Below are 4,252 nucleotides of genomic sequence, written 5' to 3'. Positions count from 1 at the left end.
GGGTGCTGGTGGTGGGCGGTGTGCCGCAGGCGACCCGCGCGGCGACCGACCTCGCCTCGGCGGGGGCGCGGGTCATCCTGACCCACCGCCGGGCGGGCTTCCGGGGTGATCCGGGGACGCTGGCCGCGCTGGAGGCGGGGCGGGCGGCGGGCACGTTGGAGGTGCTCGCCCCGGCCGTGCTGGACCGCCTGACGCCCACGGGCGCGGTCCTGACCCTGGGGGACGGGGTGCGGGAGGTGGAGGCCGACACGGTCCTCGTCCTGAACGGCTACCTCCCCGATCTCTCCCCGCTCGCGGGCTGGCCGCTGGAGTGGCAGGGCGAGTATGTCCCCGACGGTCCCGGCGGCGAGACGGCCCTGCCCGGCGTCTACGTGGTGGGCGACCTCGCCCGGTCGGGGGGGGACTTCAAGCTGCTGGCGGTGGCCTTCGCGCAGGCGGCGGTCGCGGCCAACCACGCCGCGCACCACGTTCGGCCCGAACTGAAGGTCCGGCCCGGGCACAGCAGCGAGAAGGGGGGGTATCCGGCCCGGCCCGCTCCAGACGCCTGAGACCCGGACGCCTGGGACACTGCCCCTCTGACCAACCCGGCTAGAATGCCCCGCATGGCGTTTCTGTCGGCCCTGCTCCTCGTGCTCGCGTTTCTGGTGGGGAGTCTGCCGCTGGGCCACTGGCTGCTGCGGCGGCTGGGGGTGGATTCCCGGGTCAACAATGCCTACAACCTCGGCGTGGAGAACGTGCTGCGGCGCGTCGGCCCCGGCCCGGCGGCGGCGGGCGCGGGGCTGGACGCGGCCAAGGGCTTCCTGGCCGTGCTGATGGCCTCGGCCCTGGGATCGCCGGAGGTGTGCGTGCTGGCCGGGCTGGCGGCGTACCTGGGGCACCTCAACCCGCCCCGGTTCGTGTACGGCCAGACGCCGCCGCGTGGCCGGGGCAACCTCGTGCTGCTGGGGGTGCTGGCGGGGCTGTCGGTGACGGGCCTGAGCCTGTGGCTGACGGTGCTGCCCGTGGTCGTGTACGCCGCCGTGCTGGGCTACTGGGGCTACGCGAGCGGGGCGACGCTGCTGGGGCTGCTGGCCTTTGCCGCGCTGGTGGCGGTGTCACCGCTGGGCATTCCGGCCAAGCTGGGGGCGCTGGGGCTGCTGGTCGCGGCCGGGTGGCGCTTCAAGGAGAACCTGGGCCGGATGATGGACGGCACCGAGCCGCGCTCGCTGGGCGACGTGCCCGTCGCGGGCAAGCGGGCCGATCAGGTGGTCACCGCCTTCATGATCCACCCGATGACGCTGGAGAACTTCTGGCAGTCGCGCCGCTTCGCCTGGATGAAACCGCTGGTGGACCGGGGCGTGATCAGCGAGGCCAGCGTGCGCCGCATGGCCGAGAACCTGCGGCCCATGAAGGTGGGCGAACTGCACGGCATCAAGACCAATGAGGGCAAGGAGATCCGCTGCTACCTGCTGAGCAGCCCCCTGCTGCCCGACGTGTTCCGCGACCAGCCCGACCTCGCCACCCGGCGGGCCATCGAGGGCGCGCGGCTGGCGCAGGAGCTGGGAGCCGAGGTCTTCGGGCTGGGCGCCTTCTGGAGCGTCGTGGGCAACAAGGGCGTGGACGTGCAGGCGGCGGTGCCGGACCTCACCATCACCAACGGCGGCGCGTACACCAGCGGCACCATCAAGGCAGCGATCCCCGGCATCCTGGAACACTTTCAGGCGGCGGGGCGTGATCTGCGGCAGGCCACGGCGGGCATCGTGGGAGCCAACGGGGTGGTCGCCTTCGGCATCGCGCGGACCATTGCCCCGCAGGTCGGCAAGGTCATCATGATCGGGCGCGACATGGAGCGGCTGGAACGCACCGCCAACACCCTGCGCCGGGCGGCGAAGGACACCGAGATCGTCACCACCACGAGCTACGACACGCTGAAGGAAGCCGACCTGATCTTCAGCGCAACCTCCGACCCTAACCCGGTGATCTTCCCCGAGCATGTCAAGCCGGGCACCTGGATCTTCGACGAGGGCCGCCCCGCCGACGCGCACGAGAGCGTGCTGGAGGTTCCCGGCGTGCGCCTGATTCCCGGCGGCGTGGTGCGGCCCCCCGGCGGCATGACCAGCAACATCGACCTCCAGTTCGGCGAGGGCGCGGTGCCCGCCTGTCTCGCGGAGACCCTGATCATCGCCGCGACGGGCGAACACCACCGCAAGAGCCTGGGGCCGCAGACGCTGACCGAGAACATCAATTTCTTCGTGGAGCAGGCCGAGCGGCTGGGGTTCGAGGTGGTGGACTGAGCTCTCAGCTCTCAGCCCTCAGCTTGCCCGCTGCTGACGTCTGACCGCTGGGAGCTGACGGCCCATTTGCCCTCCCCTCTGCCCCCTACACTGAACCCATGACCGGGAGGCCAGCTCATGATTGAACGCATTCACCTCGCCAAGCCGCGCGGCTTTTGCGCGGGGGTCGTCATGGCGATCGGGGCGGTGGAAAAGGCCGCCCGGCAGGAGACGGGGCCGCTGACCGTCTACCACTCCATCGTTCACAACCACACCGTCGTGGAGCGGCTGGAGCGGCAGGGCGGCGTGCAGTTCGTGGAGAGCCTGGACGACATCTCAGGGCTGCCGCAGGGCAGCGAGACGGTCGTCTTCAGCGCCCACGGGGTCAGCCCGGCGGTGCGCGAGCGGGCGCGGTCGCTGGGCCTCGCGACCATCGACGCGACCTGCCCGCTGGTCACCAAGGTCCACACCGAGGCCAAGAAGTACGCCCGCGAGGGCTACACCATCCTGCTGATCGGCGACAGCGCCCGGCACCAGGAGGTCATCGGCACGCGCGGCGAGGCCCCCGAGCAGACCATCGTGGTGGGCGTGCTGGGGCAGCGTCATAAGGAAGGGCCGGACGAGGGGCTGCACGACCCCTACACGGTCGAGGTCCCCGACCCGGGGAGGGTGGTGGTGCTGACCCAGACCACCCTCAGCGTGGACGACACGCGGCGGACGGTGGACATCCTCAGGGGGCGCTTTCCCGCGCTGGTGGTGCCGCCCAGTGAAGACCTGTGCTATGCCACGAAAAACCGCCAGGACGCGGTAAAGGCCATCGCGCCGCAGGTCGACGCCTTCCTCGTGCTGACCAGCCCGCACTCCAGCAACGGCATGCGCCTGCTGGAACTCGCCCGCGACCTGTGCGGCCGGGCCGAGCGGCTGGAGACGGCCGCCGACCTCGCGGGCCTCGACCTGACGGGTATCAAGGCGCTGGGCATCACCAGCGCAGCGAGCACGCCGGATGACCTCGTGCAGGAGGTGGTCGCGCACTTCCGGGCGCTGAACCCGGCGCTGGACGTCGTCGAGGAAGGCGAGTGGGAGAACATCGAGTTCCGCGAGCCGAGGAAGATTCTGCCGACGCAGGAGCTGCCGCGCACGATGCGGTGATCAATATTCCGGTTGCACAGCTTCTCCAACTTCCAACTGTTCAACCCGAGCGGAGCGAGTGAGAACACAACGGTTGCCGGGCATCCCGACCCGGCCTTTTGCCCTGGCTGAGCGCCGACGGCTGAACGCTTCCGCTACACCCCGTCCGGCAGCGCGGGCAACCACCACGGCGTCCGGATCGCCGTGCCCCGCGCCCACTCGAAGTCGAAGAGGGCCTGGGCTTCCCGAAGGGCGGCCCCGTCGCTGGTCGCCAGCGAATATTCGACCAGGCCGGTGCGCCCGAACGACGAGAAATGGAGGTTGTGGCTGCCGACGACCAGCATCTCGCCGTCCACCACGATCATCTTGGTGTGGACGCCGCCCTCGGTGCCGTACCAGCGGGTCTGGAGGTGGTCGTCCAGCCCCAGCCCACGCAGTTCGAGGCGCATCGCCCGCAGCAGGCCCAGCGTCTCGGCTTGCAGGGCGGGGTCGTAGTCCAGCAGCAGCCGGACCGTGACGCCGTGGTCGCGGATGGCCGAGACGACTGCCCGCCACACCGGAAGCTGCCGTTCCAGGGCACACCCCGCCAGCTCGGACAGCTCGCCCACGCAGCCCACGGTGCCGCCGATCTGCGACTGGATCAGGTCCAGCCGCCCCCGGGCCGCGCCCAGCAGGTCCACCAGGGCCCCGTCCGTCCCGGTATAGCCGCTGCGGCGGTAGAGGGGATAGACGTGGGCCTCCCCGGCCGGGGCCGCTGGAGTCGGCCAGATCAGCGGCCAGGGCGACGGCCCTGCCGCCAGCGGACAGTCCCGGCGCAGCAGGCCGGAGCGGGGGCGGCGGGTGCAGGTCAGCGCCCGCCCCAGTTCCCAGGT

4 protein-coding genes are annotated in these 4,252 nt (G+C 71.3%); 3 read left to right on the top strand and 1 reads right to left on the bottom strand.

Annotated elements, in window-relative coordinates; genetic code table 11:
* The 3 genes from QOL99_RS15465 to ispH all read left to right on the top strand — a co-directional run.
* The coding region (locus tag QOL99_RS15465) for an FAD-dependent oxidoreductase (protein WP_285525134.1) at nucleotides 1-548 on the top strand (548 nt) is incomplete at its 5' end.
* A 54-nt stretch (nucleotides 549-602) separates the two neighbouring features.
* Nucleotides 603-2,273 carry a glycerol-3-phosphate acyltransferase gene (locus QOL99_RS15460; RefSeq protein WP_285525133.1) on the top strand — a complete coding sequence of 557 codons (1,671 nt, stop codon included), beginning with the start codon at nucleotides 603-605 and terminating at the stop codon, nucleotides 2,271-2,273.
* A gap of 117 nt (nucleotides 2,274-2,390) precedes the next feature.
* Entirely contained in the window at nucleotides 2,391-3,401 is a 1,011-nt protein-coding gene (gene ispH, locus QOL99_RS15455; RefSeq protein WP_285525132.1) for a 4-hydroxy-3-methylbut-2-enyl diphosphate reductase, read from the top strand.
* A gap of 134 nt (nucleotides 3,402-3,535) precedes the next feature.
* On the opposite strand, the gene QOL99_RS15450 is transcribed toward ispH, so the two are convergent.
* Nucleotides 3,536-4,252, bottom strand: a 717-nt coding sequence (locus QOL99_RS15450) for a phospholipase D-like domain-containing protein (protein ID WP_285525130.1), incomplete at its 5' end; no start/stop codon positions are given.

This window comes from Deinococcus rhizophilus (assembly GCF_030271215.1).
In the GTDB taxonomy this organism is placed as follows: Bacteria; Deinococcota; Deinococci; order Deinococcales; family Deinococcaceae; genus Deinococcus; species Deinococcus rhizophilus.
This window is presented reverse-complemented; position numbering and strand designations above follow the sequence as displayed.

Excerpts from the sequence above, each read along its gene's own strand:
- QOL99_RS15460 (WP_285525133.1), top strand. The coding sequence starts at position 603 with ATGGCGTTTCTGTCGGCCCTGCTCCTCGTGCTCGCGTTTCTGGTGGGG.
- ispH (WP_285525132.1), top strand. The coding sequence starts at position 2,391 with ATGATTGAACGCATTCACCTCGCCAAGCCGCGCGGCTTTTGCGCGGGG.